General features: G+C 51.3%; 17 protein-coding genes. 8 read left to right on the top strand and 9 right to left on the bottom strand.

Features of this window, described 5'->3' with window-relative positions:
- Positions 1-223 precede the first annotated feature (223 nt).
- The 7 genes from EKM90_RS01435 to EKM90_RS01405 form a co-directional block, all read right to left on the bottom strand.
- Positions 224-313: a type I toxin-antitoxin system Fst family toxin gene (locus EKM90_RS01435; RefSeq protein ID WP_225422663.1), complete on the bottom strand. Its 90-nt coding sequence runs from the start codon at positions 311-313 to the stop codon at positions 224-226.
- A 316-nt stretch (positions 314-629) separates the two neighbouring features.
- Positions 630-761: a type I toxin-antitoxin system Fst family toxin gene (locus EKM90_RS01430; RefSeq protein WP_125579275.1), complete on the bottom strand. Its 132-nt coding sequence runs from the start codon at positions 759-761 to the stop codon at positions 630-632.
- Positions 762-835: 74 nt separating this feature from the next.
- A complete protein-coding gene (locus tag EKM90_RS01425; protein ID WP_125579274.1) occupies positions 836-2,785 on the bottom strand; it encodes an alginate lyase family protein in 1,950 nt (649 codons plus the stop codon).
- A gap of 71 nt (positions 2,786-2,856) precedes the next feature.
- Positions 2,857-3,681: a PTS system mannose/fructose/sorbose family transporter subunit IID gene (locus EKM90_RS01420; RefSeq protein ID WP_125579273.1), complete on the bottom strand. Its 825-nt coding sequence runs from the start codon at positions 3,679-3,681 to the stop codon at positions 2,857-2,859.
- Positions 3,668-4,462 (bottom strand): PTS mannose/fructose/sorbose/N-acetylgalactosamine transporter subunit IIC, encoded by a 795-nt coding sequence (locus tag EKM90_RS01415; RefSeq protein WP_125579272.1) that lies wholly within the window; start codon positions 4,460-4,462, stop codon positions 3,668-3,670. Before EKM90_RS01415 ends, EKM90_RS01420 begins: the two co-directional genes overlap by 14 nt.
- Positions 4,463-4,482: 20 nt before the next feature.
- Positions 4,483-4,977: a PTS sugar transporter subunit IIB gene (locus tag EKM90_RS01410; protein WP_125579271.1), complete on the bottom strand. Its 495-nt coding sequence runs from the start codon at positions 4,975-4,977 to the stop codon at positions 4,483-4,485.
- Positions 4,978-5,005: 28 nt separating this feature from the next.
- On the bottom strand, positions 5,006-6,193 hold the full coding sequence (locus tag EKM90_RS01405) for a glycoside hydrolase family 88 protein (RefSeq protein ID WP_125579270.1): 1,188 nt from the start codon (positions 6,191-6,193) through the stop codon (positions 5,006-5,008).
- Positions 6,194-6,473: 280 nt separating this feature from the next.
- On the opposite strand from EKM90_RS01405, the gene EKM90_RS01400 reads away from it, so the two are divergent.
- From EKM90_RS01400 to EKM90_RS01380, 5 genes are all read left to right on the top strand, one after another.
- A complete protein-coding gene (locus EKM90_RS01400; RefSeq protein WP_125579269.1) occupies positions 6,474-7,220 on the top strand; it encodes a GntR family transcriptional regulator in 747 nt (248 codons plus the stop codon).
- 75 nt (positions 7,221-7,295) lie between these two features.
- A complete protein-coding gene (locus tag EKM90_RS01395) occupies positions 7,296-8,057 on the top strand; it encodes an IclR family transcriptional regulator (protein WP_125579268.1) in 762 nt (253 codons plus the stop codon).
- A gap of 182 nt (positions 8,058-8,239) precedes the next feature.
- Entirely contained in the window at positions 8,240-9,064 is an 825-nt protein-coding gene (gene kduD / locus EKM90_RS01390) for a 2-dehydro-3-deoxy-D-gluconate 5-dehydrogenase KduD (protein ID WP_125579267.1), read from the top strand.
- Between the two features lie 40 nt (positions 9,065-9,104).
- Complete coding sequence (kduI, locus tag EKM90_RS01385; RefSeq protein ID WP_125579266.1) at positions 9,105-9,950, top strand: 5-dehydro-4-deoxy-D-glucuronate isomerase; 846 nt, start codon at positions 9,105-9,107, stop codon at positions 9,948-9,950.
- 6 nt (positions 9,951-9,956) lie between these two features.
- Positions 9,957-10,751: a hypothetical protein gene (locus EKM90_RS01380; RefSeq protein ID WP_125579265.1), complete on the top strand. Its 795-nt coding sequence runs from the start codon at positions 9,957-9,959 to the stop codon at positions 10,749-10,751.
- 187 nt (positions 10,752-10,938) lie between these two features.
- Here EKM90_RS01380 and murQ read toward each other — a convergent pair whose 3' ends face one another.
- Together murQ and EKM90_RS01370 are read right to left on the bottom strand one after the other, a co-directional pair.
- Complete coding sequence (gene murQ, locus EKM90_RS01375; RefSeq protein ID WP_125579264.1) at positions 10,939-11,838, bottom strand: N-acetylmuramic acid 6-phosphate etherase; 900 nt, start codon at positions 11,836-11,838, stop codon at positions 10,939-10,941.
- Positions 11,835-12,584: an alpha/beta hydrolase gene (locus EKM90_RS01370; RefSeq protein ID WP_125579263.1), complete on the bottom strand. Its 750-nt coding sequence runs from the start codon at positions 12,582-12,584 to the stop codon at positions 11,835-11,837. Before EKM90_RS01370 ends, murQ begins: the two co-directional genes overlap by 4 nt.
- A 117-nt stretch (positions 12,585-12,701) precedes the next feature.
- Here EKM90_RS01370 and EKM90_RS01365 point away from each other — a divergent pair, with 117 nt between their 5' ends.
- From EKM90_RS01365 to EKM90_RS01355, 3 genes are all read left to right on the top strand, one after another.
- Positions 12,702-13,595: a BadF/BadG/BcrA/BcrD ATPase family protein gene (locus EKM90_RS01365; RefSeq protein WP_125579262.1), complete on the top strand. Its 894-nt coding sequence runs from the start codon at positions 12,702-12,704 to the stop codon at positions 13,593-13,595.
- A gap of 5 nt (positions 13,596-13,600) precedes the next feature.
- Positions 13,601-14,692 (top strand): DUF871 domain-containing protein, encoded by a 1,092-nt coding sequence (locus tag EKM90_RS01360; protein WP_125579261.1) that lies wholly within the window; start codon positions 13,601-13,603, stop codon positions 14,690-14,692.
- Positions 14,693-14,800: 108 nt separating this feature from the next.
- Entirely contained in the window at positions 14,801-16,117 is a 1,317-nt protein-coding gene (locus EKM90_RS01355) for a PTS sugar transporter subunit IIC (RefSeq protein WP_125579260.1), read from the top strand.
- The last annotated feature ends 6 nt before the right edge of the window (positions 16,118-16,123 follow it).

The following is a 16,123-nucleotide window of genomic DNA, read 5'->3' as shown; positions in this document are numbered from 1 at the left end:
ACTGCAGATTGACTTGAGTCTGAGCAGCCAAGCCTAAGCAGTTGGCTGTAGCCTCCCTTTTGCGGCTGCGCGCGAGTTGGTATGCTGTATTTTTTGTGCCAGCATGTTATACTAGCGGGGCAAGTAACGATTTCATGAAGGCACAAGAGCCATCACTCGTTGGGTGAGTGATGGCTCTTTTTTTCGCTTTCTCAAGCGTGTGAGTTAGAGGCAACCAAGACGATTATCGTCGCCTATCCAACCAATCGGCGAACAGTTCAATGACGATCCCTACCAACATTGGGGCGATAACAGTCACAAGTAACATCTTCATGATGGCACACCTCCTCACGAGGCGGTTGCCAGGAGTAGTATGCCATGTGAAAGGGAACCTGACGAGGAACTTGCTTTGGTGAAGTGCAATCCATGGCATCCGTTCTGCTTGCACGGTGTCCTTTTGGTGATACCCGACCACCGCTTGATTAGGGCACTGGGTTCAGCATGAGAGGCTGGCTTTTTCAAGCTTCTATGTTATACTAACGACAAAAGCAGTGTGTCAATGAGGCACAAGAGCCATCACTCATCTGACGAGTGATGGCTCTTTTTTTCGCTGTCTCAAGCGTGCGCGTTGGCGGCAACCAGAGCGGTCATCATCGCCTATCCAACCAATTAGCAAACAGTTCTAGGACTATCCCCAGCAACAATGGGGTGATGACTTTCAAAAGCAGTGTCTTCAATGGGCACACCTCCTCACGAGGCGGTTGCCACGCGTAGTATGCCATGTGAAATGCAGACTGACGAGATTTTTGCCTAGGTGAAAAGAAGGCTTGGGGCAGAGGGCACGATTGCCAGTGCCTTAAACCTTCATTCGAGTTGCCGTGACGGTATCACCTAAGCGATGCACGACGATGGCCTGGGCATGGAAAGCTGCGCCATCTAAGGCATATACCTTTTTGCCCCGGAACAGTTCTTGATGCATGATGCCCACGCTGTAACGCTCGGTGGGGCTCACCGCAAGCTGCCAGCCGGAACCTTCAGCGGTGGGCAGCGGCTGATCCAGATTTTGCAAAATCGGCACTGCCGTCACGGTGGTGTTTTTCGGTGCGATAATCGTGGTCTGACTGATGCGGTCGGTGAACGCTGTGTGAAAAGCCAGCACTTGATGGGGTTCGACCTCGTTGTAGCGCGGGGAGAACGGCGCTTCTGCCACAGTGTAAGGGCTAGCGTTAATCAGTTGCCACTGATCGTTCAGCAGCGCGCCGTTAGCGGTTTGGGCCAGGGTGACACTGGGGTCAAGGTGGAAGTACTGGGTCAACTCATGCGTGCCATCGACTTGCACCTCATCGGTCACCACCCAAATGCTGCCTGGGAGGCTGACGATTTTGCGGGTCCAGACACTCAGCGGTTGGCTACCGATAATGGTACCTTCGAGATAGTGAGACGCGCCGCGGTGGCGGACATAAGGCTTCAGCGGCGTGCCGTATTGCGCGTATTCCCAGCTGGCACTGGGGGCGCATGGCGTGAACTGGTCCACCATGATGGCGTTATGCGCGGCAATGGTTTTCAGCGCCACGCGCAAGGGATGGTCTTCACGGTACGTATACCGCCCGGAGTCAACCAGCAGGGGCTGACCCTTGGCATAAAGCGAAAAGTGGTTATTGTCGCTGTGGCCGTGGCCGCTACCCAGCGGGCCGCCGTTGAAGAACAGAAAATCGGCGTCTTTTTGCCAACTGCTGCGAATGGCATAATTACCACTGTCGATCCCGTCGAAAACCAGCTCATCTGGGATGGCTTCGGGCGCGGCGTTAAAGGCTTTCACGCCAGGTTGGCCGAGCCAGTAAAGGCTTTCTGGACTGAGGGTGGCTTCGGTGTAGCCCTTGAGCCGCGGCTGATGCAAAATCACGGCGGCGCGATCAAAGACATCCGTCGCGACGATGCGATCGGTATCACCGAACAGTTCCAGTTCGCCGCTGGGGGTGAGCGTCAAGGCTAAGGCCCGGGTCATCTGCTTAGCGAATGGGACGAGGCTAGACACATCGCATTGGCGCTGGCTTTGGCTGGCAATGGCCCGGAGCAAGCCGTTTAGCACCTCAACGTGATACATCAAGGACTGTTCCCATTGCATCCCATCGTCAAAAACCTGCAGGCGCAGCTGTTCGCCGAGTTCAGCGCTGGCCCATTGATACAGCGGTTGGTCAGCAAAATCTGGGAGCAAAAGCGGCAGCACTGTCACCAACGCGCAGGTTTGAATACTGCCCCAGTTGCTGGTTTTGTACTTGGGGATGTACTGGGCTTTGAGATAGTTGGCCTGGGCGAGGAGGCTGTCCGCGAGCGGCGCCAACACCTCGTCAGGCAGGAGCTCGGCTTCGGCCAGGTAAGTCAGGGCATCGACGATATTTACGAGCCGAATGCCAGTATCCAAGGTGCGAGTTGAGTTCTGCGGCTTCAGGGTCGGATGCTGCGCCACCCAAGTCTGCAGGTAGGCCAGCGCGGCCTGGTTGAACTCCGGCCGGTTGGTCAGGCAAGCGGCCAAAATGAGATCGCTGAGCCAGTCCATGCGGTTCAGCATGAAGCACCATTCTGGATCATCGTTGCGCACGGCTTCATAGTCCATGGGGTTCAGCTGATAAGGCCTTGTGCAGCGTTCCATATCCCAAGGCTTGTCGAACAGAAACGTGCGGTGCAAAAGGCGCTCGGCATCGGCAATAATGGCGCGTTGGGCGCTGGCAGAGAAGGCCTTAGGGTCAAAGCCGCGGGCGGCGGCAGTGTGCAAAAGCTGGGTTTTGATGTAATTAAGATCAGCCAAAATTATCCTCCAAGCAAGCTAGCGCCAACCGTCAGGGACAGTTGGCGCTAGCCTTTTTTATATTGTGGTGATTAGACGCCGAGCACGTGAACCAGGCTCAGCACAATCCCAATCACAACCGTCAAGATAACCAGTTTGTAGGTCGTCCAGCCGCGTTTCTTGATCAGGTAGTACATCAGCAAGGTGTACAGCACTGGCAGCAGGGCTGGGGCAACTTTGTCCAAAAGGGCTTGAATGTCCACGGTGGAAGTTGCGGCGCCTTTAGCAGCTTTGGCGCTGGAGGCGTAGGTCAAGGTGACCTTCATCTTGACAAAGGTGGCAGCCAAACCGGCGATAACGGTGACCCCAACCATGCTGGCGGCGTCAGAGATTTGGCTCATCTTGGCACTGAGTTTTTCAATCATGCTCGTGCCCAGGCGCTTCCCGTAAGCGCCCATCCCAAACTTAATGGCCAGCAAGGTGATGTTTTCAGCCAACAGGAAGAAGACAGGGGCCAAGGCGATGTTGTTCATCGCCAGGGAAGCGAAGATGGTGGAGAACAAAGGCGCAATACAGAACTGTGATAAGGAGTCCCCAATCCCAGCCAGCGGGCCCATCAAGGCCATCTTGATACCGCGGGTTTCCTTGTATTCCAGCCCGTTATCCGCCATGGCCAAATGAATGGAAGTGATGAACGGAATCAAGTTCGGGTTGGTGTTGTAGAATTCGATGTTTTCACTCAGGACTTCAGCCAACTTGTCAGGATCGTTGCCATACAATTTCTTGAAGGCAGGATACATGATCAAGGAATAGCCTAAGCCTTGATAGTTACTGTAGTTAAACCCGTTTTGCAGGAAGTATGCCCGCAGCGTTGTTTTGTGGTAATCGCTATTGGTTAAGACATTAGATCCAGTCATCGCGTGATTCCTCCTGACTTGTGGTGGTGGCTTGCGCTGGTGCGGCTTGCTTTTCATCCTGTTCGAAGTAGAACTTCAGGGCAAAGACCAAACCGATGATGGCAATGCCGATGACAGGCAGTTGCAGGTAAGCGGCCAAAGCGTAACCCAACAGGGCAAATGGCACGAGCTGCTTTTTGAGCATGACGGTCATGATCATCGCAAACCCGATGGCTGGCAGCATCCCGCCGGCCACGTTCAGGCCAGTGAGCAACCAAGCAGGGATCATGTTCACTAAGGTCTTCAAGGTGTCCATACTGTAGGCACCCAGGAAGCCGAGTAAGAACCCAACAGTGGCGAATAAAATGACTGTGGTGTTAGCAATTAAGCGGAACTTGCCGAACTTATGGGCCTTCAAAGCGTTAGAAGCGGCTTCAGGCAGGCCGGCGCACAAGGTGTAAACAAAGGTCTGCAGGAACTGAATGGCGACCGCGAATGGAATGGACAGGGCCAAGGCACTTTGCGGGGTGACCCCAGACATGGTGATGGCCATTAACGTCCCGATGATCCCAGGGCCGATTGGGTTAGGTGGGACAGTGCCACCAGCGCCGACCCCGAAGCCCATGAAGGCTAATTCAGCAACGGCCCCGCAGGCCAAAGCAGTAGGGATGTCGTTCAAAATGACCCCAACGCCGAAACTCAAGACCAAGGCGCGGTTGGTGTAAATGCCCCATAACATCCCCGCGTAACAAAACGCGGTCCAAAGCCCAATCAGTAGGGCTTGAATGAGTGTGATATGCATAAGTGCTCCTCCTATTGAGATTAATCTAAGTAGTCCGCAATGTTAACTTCGACACTGCCATCATTGCCCGATGGCGTGGTGCGGTTGTCGAATTCGATGTGATAATCGTTGATCAACGACTTCAGCGCCGCCTTATCCTCAGCACCAAGGAAAATGGAACGGGTGACTTTTTCCTTGCCCGGGGCGTTGTGAATGTTACCAATGTTGATCTTCTTAATCGGCACGCCGCCAGCTACGAGCCGCAGCGCGTCTTTCGGATCCTTGACCAAAAGGAAAATCTTCTGGGCAGGGTTAGCTTTATAAATAATATCGATCACCTTTTGCACCGGATAAAAGCGCATGGCGACAGAATCAGGAATCACGGTTTTCATCAAGGTCTGGGCCACTTTGTCTTCAGCGGCTTCGTCATTGGCGACGATGCAGGTGTTCACCCCTAAAACCTTGATCCACATTTGGCCTTGGCCGTGAACCAACCGTTCATCAATGCGTGTCATTACAATGTTTGGATCTGCCATTTATTTGTCCTCCTTGAATAAGTGCGACTTACCAGTACATTTGCCACTGCTTCTTATAACGAATCAACGCTTCTAAGTAGAAATAATCGCCCCATAAATTGCCTTCGTCGACCCCGCGGCCAGAATGCCAGGAGTACACGCCGTGGTTCAACAAGGCGGTAATGCCAGTGGTTTGCTCGGCTGTGTAGTTGTTGATCAAGCTACGCATCATCGCCGCAGCAGCGTGCTGGTAAAGCGGCTTAAGTTCATCTCCTTCCGCCAAAAAGCCTTCCATTTGCTTGATGCCGCAAACCGCGATGGCGGTGGCGGAGGAGTCTTTCGACTGCCAGTCGCCGTCGTGGAAAATCAGATCCCAGTAAGACACCAGATCTTCAGGCAGGCGGTTTAAGAAGTAGTTGGTCACAGCCTTGAACGTTTGCACATCCGCGTGGTCTTGCAAGCGGGTGTAGTTCAACGCGATGCCGTAAATCAACCAACTCTGGCCGCGGGCCCAACTCGAGTCATCCGCGTAACCTTGGCGGGTTTTCCCGCCGAGTGGCTTGCCGGTTTCCGGGTCAAAGTAGAAGGTGTGGAAAGCGGAAGCATCTGGCCGAATGGCATATTTCAGCGTGGTGGCGTAATGCTTGGCCGCCACGTTGCGATACTCGGGCTTACCCGTTTCTTCACTGGCCCAAAACAAGAGCGGAATGTTGAGCATGGCGTCGACAATCAGCCGGTAATTCTCAGCACTGCCTTTTGGCCCCCAGGCTTGAATGAACTCGCCTTTCGGGTTGTAGCGCGTCATTAGCTTATCAGCCGCTTCCAGGGCGGCCGCTTTGGCCACCGGATTGCCGGTCAGCTTATAAGCGCTGACGCAAGAGGGACTGTAGAGAAAACCGAGGTCATGGTGATCGACGTCGATTTCGTGGTCGATGCGGTACTTGAAGCTTTGCACGTTTTTCTCTGCCAACTGGCGGAACCGTTCATCATGCGTTGCTTCGTACGCTAACCACAGAATCCCAGTCCAGAAACCCGTCGTCCACTCCACGTTCTTCGTGGGCTCGTAGCTGCTGTTCTTGGTCGATGAGCTGGGGAAGGTTTCCCCGAGCTTCAGAATGTTGTGCTCCACCTTGGCAATCACCGCAGCGATGGCGTCGTCAATCTCGGCTTGGCTTAGCAAAGGTTGATTCAGAAACCGCTGTGGGTCTTGCACAGGTTCCAAATTGATCTGTGTCATAGCGTCCTCCCAACACGTTAAGATTATAAAGGGTTAACGTGTTATCTGATTTCACGACCTAGCATACGCCGGATTTTTTTGTTTGTAAACGCTTTTTTGCAAACGTTTTTTTGACCAAGTGACAACCTTCACTAAGTTAACCCTAAAACGGCTGGACTGTCTGGTAAATTTGATGATTTTATGATTAAAAAAGCTGGCCTTTTCTGGCAAGTTGGCGTAGATTGGGGGAGAAACATCAGTTATCACGTTAACCCTAATTTTCCAAATAGGAGTCGTCAAAATGCAGCCAAAATATCAATTGATTAAGCAAGAAATCGTTAAAGCCATCGAGGATGGCACGTTCAAACCCGGCATGCGAATCTACTCAGAAGGGGAGCTGCGGACCAAGTATGGCGTCAGCAACACCACTGCCGTGCGGGCCCTCAATGAACTGGTCAGCGAAGGCTACCTGGTCCGGCGTCAAGGGGATGGCACGTTTGTCCGGCGCAACCTGAATCACCAAAAGGCCTGGTTCAGTGAATTCTCACCCTATAAGCTTGACGCCACGGGCCAACGCGTCCGGATGAATGAACATAGCGTCACCACCGTGGATGAAAATGTCAGTAACGCGACCATCTCCACCTTGCTCGGGGATCCCACTGAAAGCCAGCAACTGATTTGTGTTCACCAAGTCGCTTATGCCAACGATGTGGCCTGGAAGTTCCAAGATCGTTACTTATTAGGTACCTACTTGGATCATGCGGCGATTGAACGGCTCAAAACCGGCAGCAGTCTCTCACGCGAAATGCGCCTCGATCGCAACTTGGCTGACTATCCCACGCAGACCTTGGTGAATGTGCAGGCGCGCACTGAACTGCCAGGCCTGCAAAAGGAAATCGCCGCCTTGGGCCAGGAAGCCAACTATGCCGATGCGCCAGCGGTGTTTCATCTGACCAAGACCTTCTACGGCCCGGCCCACCAGACGCTGGTCTATCTCATTTCCGATAATCACCCAGGCTACTACCATATTGAAGTGTTAACCGACTAGCCGCTTGAATAATTGCCTTATTTCGCTTATGATATGAATGATTTCCAAATGATAAACGATGATGGGGGCAAAACGATGCCAACAAACACCAACAAACCGTATGGCACAGTGCTAGTGAAAGCAAAAGAGATACTCGATTTTTTAGGGCGCACAGAAACCGCGCCGACGTTAGCGGAAATTAGCGCCGGCGTGACCATGGCCAAGCCCACCGCGCTGAAGGTCCTGACCACAATGAACGAGCTTGGTCTGGTGCGCCGTGATGATCAAACTAAACGCTACTATATGGGCACGCAGTTGATTGCCTATGCCCAAAAGGCCCTAGCCAGCTTCGACATTGCCGGTACCGTGCGGCCGTATTTGGAGCGACTCCGGGATGAAACGCAGGAAACAATCAACTTAGGCGTGGTGCGCGATGATCAGATTGTTTTGATTGATAAGCTGGAAAGCCCCAATTCCATCAAGCTGCAGTCGATTATCGGGGGCACCATGAATCTATACTCGTCGGCGATGGGCAAGGCGGTGCTGGCCGGCTACAGCACGGCCCAGCTGCACCAGTACCTGAGCGGCCGCGAGCTGAAGGCCTTAACGCCGGCGACTTTGACCAAGCAAACCGCCTTGCAAGCGGATCTGAAACGGATTCGCCAAACCGGGATTAGCATCGACAATGAGGAAAATGAGCCGGAAGTTTACTGCTTAGGTGTCACGCTGCAAAAGAGCAACCATTTGTACGGGGCCATCTCTGTGTCGACGCCGAAATATCGCTTATCCGATGAGCGCCGGGCGCAGTTTGTGCGGCTGCTGCTCAACACCCAGCACGCCATCGAATCCGTGCTTTAAAGAAAGATTTTAACCCTCAGCAACCCGCGTCGGATTAACGTTTCGGCGCGGGTGTTGGTTTGAAAACAGCCGCAACCGCTTGCATTTTTCGAACCGACAGCTTATATTAGCTCTGTTGACAAAATAAGAAACATCATTTCCATATAAGAAATGATAAGACGCAAAGCTAAGGAGCAAAGCATATGGCAGAAATTCACCAAAGCGAAGAAGAAATCAAGCAGCACGAAGCAGAACTCGATAAGTTCAACATGAACAAGTTCGACCTGACTGGCAAAGTGGCCGTCATCACCGGTGGGAACACTGGATTGGGTCAAGGCTATGCCATCGCCATGGCCGAAGCCGGCGCCGACATTTTCATTCCGACGTTCGGCAAGGCGGAATGGGACAACACGCGGCGTCTGATTGAAAAGCGCGGCCGCAAAGTTGAGTTCGCCGATGTTGATTTGACCAAGGCCGGCGTGGCTGAACAAGTGATCGCTGAAGCCGTTGAGAAGATGGGCCACATTGACATTCTCGTCAACAACGCCGGCATGATCCGCCGCAACCCATTGCTGGAATCTAAGGATGAAGATTGGGACCGTGTCATCGCCATCAACCTGTCCGCGGTTTATCACGTTTCACTGGCGGCGGCGAAGGTCTTCGCCAAGCAAAAGTATGGCAAGATCATCAACATCGGTTCCATGCTGTCCTTCCAAGGCGGTAAGTTTATTCCTTCTTACACCGCCTCTAAGCATGGCGTGGCCGGGTTGACCAAGGCCTTTGCTTCCGAACTGGGCGCTTACAACATCACCGTGAACGCCATCGCCCCAGGTTACATCAAGACTGAAAACACCGCGCCAATTCGCGCGGACAAGAGCCGCAACCAGGAAATTCTGGACCGGATTCCAGCCGGTCACTGGGCAGAACCTTATGAATTGATGGGGATTGCCGTGTTCTTGGCCAGTGATGCTTCCAGCTACATCAACGGGGCCATCATTCCAGTTGATGGCGGCTACCTGGTTCGTTAATCAGCACATTTTTTCACTCATTTGAGGAGGAGATAACACCATGGCATTTTCAATGCACACCAACTATGCCCACAGCCCTAAGGATATCGAGCATTACTCCACCGCGGAGCTGCGGGACCAATTTCTCGTTGAACACCTGTTTACCCCAGGTGACATCAATTTGACCTATACCTATAACGACCGCATGATTTTCGGCGGCGTGACGCCAACCACCGCACCGTTGGAAATCGTGCTGGACAAGCAGCTCGGCGTTGACTTCTTCCTGCAGCGCCGCGAACTGGGCGTGATCAACATTGGCGGCGAAGGCACCATTACCATTGACGGCGACACCCAGGACATGGTGCCACATGACGGTTATTACATCGGCATGGGCCACAAGCATGTCGTGTTCGCGTCGAAAGATCCAAAGCAGCCGGCGAAGTTCTACACGGTGTCCACGCCAGCGCACAAGACCTACCCAGACAAAAAGCTCCCATTTGCCAACGCTTTGCAAAAACCAATCGGTGATCAGGAACATATGAACAAGCGGGTGATCTACAAGTACATCGATGCCAGTCAAATGGACACCTGCCAACTGCAGATGGGCTACACCGTTTTGGCCCCAGGTTCTTCTTGGAACACCATGCCAGCGCACACCCATGCGCGCCGGATGGAAACGTACCTGTACATTGAATTCCCAAGTGCCGACACGCGGGTCTTCCACTTCATGGGTGAACCAAGTCAAAGCAAGCACATTGTGATGACCAACGAATCCGCCGTTGTTAACCCAAGCTGGTCGATTCACTGCGGCGTCGGCACCACCAGCTACGCCTTCATCTGGGCGATGTGTGGTGAAAACCAAACCTATGATGACATGGACCAAGTCGCCATGTCTGACCTGAAGTAAACCGCCATGGCAAAGTTAACCTTCGGCCTGTACCATGCCGGCCAAGTCGTTCAAGCTGCTCCTGCTGGCGCTAGTGCCTATGTGGCCTACCACCACGGCTATCAAAGCGGTGATTATTATCAAGTGACGGTTGAGCGTACCCCCGCCTATCTCGTCGCCCAATTCGATCCCGCGCTGGCCCCAGCGTTGGTTTACCTCACAGCGCCAACTTGGCACTTTGACATTCCGGTCAATGATCTGCGCGAATGGCCGTACCCTGAATCCGCCTTTGCTGGGCGCAACCATTACGCCAGTGTCCGCTATGCCACTGCCGATGAAATTGCGGCTCGCCGCAACCTCGCGGTGAACAGTCATGATCTGCGTCAGGCGCAAAGCGTTTATCCGCACGCTAGCGCCAACGCGGAAACGCGTGGCGAGTATGTTTTCTACGCGCGCAACGCCATCGACGGCTACGTGGCCAATGAAAGCCACGGCAACTGGCCGTTTCAGTCTTGGGGCATTGATCAGCGGGAAGACGCTGAGTTGACCATCGACTTTGGCCGGCCAGTGACCATCGATACCGCGGTGATTACTTTGCGGGCGGATTATCCGCATGATACCTATTGGACCGATGGCGTGCTGAGCTTCTCGGACGGCAGCGAAGAAGCCATTACCATGGCCAAAACCGCGGCGGCGCAGCGTTATGCGTTCACGCCGCGCACCGTGACCTGGATTAAACTGAACCAACTGAAACGTGCGCTTGGCACGGAATATTTCCCAGCGTTAACCGAACTGGCGGTTTATGGCCAGGAGGCGAAATAGAAGCGAGTGCTGCCACCATGCCAGCTTGCTTCTGGGAAGGCGAGACCCCTGCTCGAATGAGCAGGGGTCTTTTTGTCGTCTGGTCAGCGACTGATTGGTATTCAGCTAGGGCTGCTGAATCAGAATGGCTCGTCATCGCCAGAATACCAGCGGTAGCGAGCCACATTCATTTTTAGATCAAAGTTAATTAATCAGCCTTAATTTGATTAAGGCTATCTGCAATTCTGCCGTGGGCATCAGCTAACCGGGCTTCGGCCGCATTTTCGTCAATTTGGGCCAAAATCATCAAAATAGCCACTTTCGGCCGCCGATGAGAGGCAAGGTAGTAATGATGGGCTTCTGGTTTTGACACCCCAGTGGCCTCGGCGATGATGCGTTGAGCGCGATCAACGAGCTTACTGTTGGTTGGCTGCAAGTCGACCATGAGATTACTGTAAGTTTTGCCGATTTTAATCATGGCAGTGGTGGAAATCATGTTTAGCAACAGTTTTTGGGCTGTACCAGCTTTCATCCGCGTTGATCCGGTCAAAATCTCAGGCCCGACAATCGCCTCAATCGGATAATTAGCATATTGGCTGATTAGTGCATCGGAATTACAACTAATCGCACCGGTTACACAACCGGTGGCCTGGGCAAATTTTAGTCCGGAGATGACGTAAGGGGTACGACCGCTGGCGGCTAGGCCAATCACGACGTCTTTATTGGTGAGCCCATGCGCCTTCAAATCTTCCGCACCCAGCGTGGTTGAATCCTCTGCCCCTTCGACTGCATGCGTGATGGCAGTGCTGCCGCCGGCGATGAGGCCCTGCACGAGTGAGGGCGAAACGCCAAAGGTCGGCACACACTCTGAAGCGTCCAGGATACCTAGGCGGCCACTAGTGCCAGCTCCGACATAGAAAAGCCGACCGCCAGCTTGGAAGGCGGCGACCACACTGTCAACCAAACCGGTTAGTGGTTGAATGATTTGTGGGGCGGCCAATGCTGGGGCCACTTTTTGGTCTTCTTCGTTGATTAACTTGAGGACATTTTCGGTACTTAGTTGGTCAATTTTGCTGGTATTGGGATTGCGCATTTCCGTGTAGTTCATGCTTTGCTACCTCCTGTCAACTTTTCTAGCGGAAGCCATTCAAAGATTTTTGGTAATTGCGCATCCCAAAAATTCCAATCATGCTTGCCGGGTTCGATGTGTGCATTTAAATCGATTTGATATTGCTCACGTATCATTTGATCAAAGTGCTGACAATCATCAAGTAATTCATCATCGGTGCCCATGCTCTGAAGCCAATTAACTGCCTTCAAATCAGGAGCTGTTAACGCGAACTCTGTGCTGAGTGCCGGAATTTTTTCCGGGTCTGGCCCAATGGTGTTTCGGTAGTCAGGCATTAGTCGCCTGACTACAGCAAGATCAGTGACCGGAGATAGCGTGGCGACATGGCTAAAATAGCTTGGATAATGGGCAATCCAATGGTAGGCACCATACCCACCCATTGAGTTACCCACTAAAAATCGCTTTCTTGCAGTCGTTGCCAGAGGCAAGAGTGTTTCCAGATAGGCTGGTAGCTCCTCGGTTAAATAATCGAAATAACGTTGACCATCCGGCGCATTGCGATAAAAAGACCGGTGCATATCTGGCAGAATGATTGCTACTTGGTACTGGGAGGCGAAGAGCTCGAGGCGCGTTTTTCGCAACCAGACACTACCATTATCACCAAGACCGTGAAGCCACCAGATTGTAGGGAGGCTTTTGGACGATGGGTGGTCAGGGAGCAGGAGTCGAATCGTTTCTTGATTTTGTAGAACATTTGACGAAAATTGAAGTTCCAGCTTTGCCATGTTTTGCCTCTTTGAAATAAAAAATCTTAAATTACGTGAATTATTTGAAATGTTGTTTCTTACGTTTATAATGTAACCGTAGTCAATTCGTTAGTCAAGACAAAAGGAAGTGTCAAAATGCGGTTTGTGATTGGAATCGACAGCGGTGGAACCCATATTGTTGCTCAGGTCATCAGCTTAGATGGTGAGGTGCTGAGTACTTATCAAGCCGGGCAAGGTAATCTGCTAGTAAATTTTGAGGAAACCAAGAATAATCTGGTCAAATTAGTAGAGGAAATTGGGGATGATTACGCGCTGACATCATGTGAGGGCATTGTGATCGGTATTGCTGGTGCAGAGACTGCCGGTGGGGCACCAGCCCTGCTAAAACGCCTTAGCAAAAGCTACGCTGGTCCCATCGAATTGATGAGTGATGCGACACTGGGCTTGTGGAATACCCTCGAAGGTGCCAATGGCATCTTGGCTATCGCCGGTACTGGCTCTGCAGTGTTTGCCAAACAGGAGCATCAGATTCTCCGCGTTGGTGGCTGGGGATACTTGATTGGTGATGAGGGTAGTGCTTACGATATTGCTCGCCGGACGTTGCAAGCCATTACCCACCTCCAGGATACACAGGCGGCGCCGGGTTTTGTTCAGCTATTTCTTGATCAGACGCCAGCGCAATCAGTTAATGAATTGGTATCACGGGTTTACAGCATGTCGCGCAAAGAGATTGCAGAATTTGCCATGATCACGGCTGCGCTGGCAGAGCAAGATGACACTGCAAAAAGCATCATTGAGCAGGCCGCCACTGCATTGGCAAATCAAGTAGGATTAATGATTACCCGGGTTAACCCTGATGGACCTCTCAAAGTGGCAGAGTCGGGGACCGTTTTGTTACACAACAAAACCTATCGCCAGGCCTTTGAAAAAGCAATCAAAAACCAGCAATCTAACGTGCAATTCCTGACGACGACGCGGAATAATGCTTGTGGTGCATTCTACTGGTTTAAAGCAAAGGAAGGAAATTAGTCATTATGACAATGAGACAACTGGGTCTGTCAATCTATCCCAACCACAGCAATGAGGCGGAAGATAAAGCCTATTTGCTGTTAGGCGAAAAGTACGGTTTCACACGCATCTTTATGAGCATGCTTGAGGCGAATGACGTCAAAGCCACCGAGGAAAAATTTCGCCGGATTATCGAATTTGGGAATCAACACGGCTTCAAAACCACCCTGGACGTTTCACCACGGATTTTTGATCAACTAGGTATTTCTTACACTGATCTTGCGTTTTTTAAGCGGATTGGCGTTGCTGCAGTGCGATTGGACCAAGGTTTTAACGGCATTACCGAAGCTGATCTTTCCTACAATCCTGAGCAGTTAATCATTGAATTGAACATGAGCAATGATACCGGATATCTGGACAATATCTTGAGCTATCAGGCTAATGTGCCGTTTTTATATGGCTGTCACAACTTTTATCCTCAGGTGGGGACGGGGCTGGAAGACGAATTTTTTGAACGCTGCACGAAGCGTTTCAAGAGCCGGGGCATTCACACGGCGGCTTTTGTGTCGAGCCAGGTAGGAACCCAAGGCCCGTGGAATGTTAATGATGGTTTACCAACAAGAGAAAGCGACCGCTACTTGCCCATCACCACTCAAGCCAAGTCGATGTTTATGAGCGGCTTAATCGATGATGTCATCATCGGCAATGCATATGCCAGCGAGACTGAATTGAGGGCGTTGGCTGCATTAGATCGTTACAAGTTAAGTTTCAATGTGCAGACCGTGGCCGGTATCAATCCGGTTGAGCGCAAAATCTTGTTACAAGAAAACCATTATCGGCGTGGCGATAGTAATGCACTGGTGGCCCGCTCCACCGAATCGCGGGTGAAATATCGGCCAGATGCTAACCGCCCCCATGACAATACGCACGATTTTGAGCGTGGTGATATCTTGATTGGCAATGATGACTTTGGCGTATACAAAAATGAACTTCAAGTGGTGCTCAAACCGCACCATGATTTGAGAAAAAATAAAGTAGGCAGCATTGATGACGCAGAGCTACCACTGCTGAAGTACCTGTATCCTTGGACCAAATTCACTTTTACGGCAGCTGATTAGTTCACGCTTAGAAATGAAATTTCATTTTTTTAACAAAATGATTGAAACATAAAATCAAGATGCTATACTGTAGTTGCAAATAAAGCGTTTGCAGAAAGGGATGTCAACATGCAAAAGTTTTTAAATTGGATTGAAGCTAAAATGATGCCACCGATGGTTAAACTTTCCCAGAACCGATACTTGGTCTCGATTCGTGATGGGATTATCGCCACCATGCCGTTGGTGATGTTAGGTAGCTTCTTTGTTCTTATTGCTCAGTTTCCAATTGGGGCTTGGACTAAGTTCGTAGCCCCGTATGTGGCAACAATCATGTTACCTTACCGGATCACCGTTGGTTTGATGGCGGTTTACGCCGCTTTTGGGATCGGGTATCAACTGGCCAAGCATTACGAATTGGATGCATTATCAAGCGGGTTGATCTCGATGGGCGCCTTCCTGATGACCACCATTCCAGTGTTAGCCAATGATGCTGCTAATGCCAAGGTTTCATTGGGCATGGTAATGCCGATGACTTATCTTGGTGGATCAGGTATGTTTACTGCGATTATTGTCGCGATTTTCTCAACAGAAATCATTCATTTTTGTGCAAAGCATAACATCACCATTAAGATGCCAGATCAAGTGCCGGAATCAGTTTCGAAGTCATTTGCCGCCATCATTCCATCAGCGGTTGTGATTATTGTTGTTTGGGTGATTTCGGGCGTGCTTCACTTCAACATTAACAGTGCGCTGATGACACTCTTCAAGCCAATTGTTGATGTCGGCATGAACTCATACTTTGGCCTTGTATTACCACCACTTCTGATTACCCTACTGTGGGCAACCGGTATTCATGGCGATTCGATTATCGGTAATCTGGTGCGGCCATTCTGGCTGATTCTCTGGCAGCAAAATGCTGATGCTGTCGCTGCCGGGCATGCCGCTGCTAACATCGCGACTGAAGGTTTCTACACCTTCGTTTGGATCGGCGGTTCAGGTGGTACGTTAGCGCTTTGCTTGATTGCCATGCTGTTTGCTAAGTCAGCTTACTTAAAGCAAATCGGTAAATTGGCCTTTATCCCTGGGGTCTTCAATATTAACGAGCCTATTATTTTCGGTGCGCCTGTTGTTTTGAACCCATTGCTGGCCATTCCATTTATTGTTGGACCATTCATCACTTCCACGATTACTTACTTTGCGATGTACTTTGATCTCGTGAATAAGACTTCAATGCTTGCGCCATTCACGGTACCATTCCCGATCATGGGTTACATGATTACCCAAGCCGATGTACGTGCCGTTGTGCTCATGCTCCTCAACTTTGCCATTTACATGGCTATCTACTATCCATTCACAATGATGTATGATAAACAGTTGTTGAAGCAAGAACGTGAAGAAAAAGCGGAAGAAGACGCTGAAGCAGCTGGTACGACCGCGACAGCATAGTTTTTA

The sequence above is a fragment of the Lacticaseibacillus suibinensis genome, from assembly GCF_003946175.1.
Taxonomy (GTDB): Bacteria; Bacillota; Bacilli; order Lactobacillales; family Lactobacillaceae; genus Lacticaseibacillus; species Lacticaseibacillus suibinensis.
Note: the sequence above shows the minus strand (reverse complement) of the source record. Positions and strands in the feature narration are given on the sequence as shown.